The following is a 487-nucleotide window of genomic DNA, read 5'->3' on the forward strand; positions in this document are numbered from 1 at the left end:
TCCACGTCTCCGAGCAGCCCCGCGAGAGCACCGAATGCTTGGCTGCACATGGCCTGACGCCGACAGCAGTGCTGGACCGAGCTGGGGTGCTCTCCGACCGCACTACCATCATCCATGCCACCCATCTGACCGGCGGCGACATCGCCATGATCGCGGCTTCGGATACCGTCGTCTCACTGTGTCCAACCACCGAGGCCGATCTGGGTGACGGCATCGCGCGGGTCAAGGACCTGCAGGATGCCGGGGTGCGCATGGCAATTGGGACTGACGAGGACGTCATTACCGACCCCTTTACCGAATTGCGGATGCTGGAATCCACTGCTCGCTTGGTCACCGGGACGCGCGGTGTCATTGGTTGTGAGGCGCTGTGGAAAATCGGTACACGAAACGGGGTTGAGAGTCTCCGTCCGGCAGCTGAGCCGCTTCCACGCCAGACTTCCACACCCGGGCCTGGATCCGCTGGGCTGGCCGCCGGGGACCCCGCCGA

General features: G+C 64.7%; 1 protein-coding gene. It reads left to right on the plus strand.

What is annotated here, in order from left to right:
- Positions 1-38: 38 nt before the first annotated feature.
- Positions 39-487, plus strand: a 449-nt coding sequence (locus tag K5Q99_RS23155) for an amidohydrolase family protein (RefSeq protein ID WP_246604562.1), incomplete at its 3' end; no start/stop codon positions are given.

Source organism: Shewanella hafniensis (genome assembly GCF_019655335.1).
Lineage (GTDB): Bacteria > Pseudomonadota > Gammaproteobacteria > Enterobacterales > Shewanellaceae > Shewanella > Shewanella hafniensis.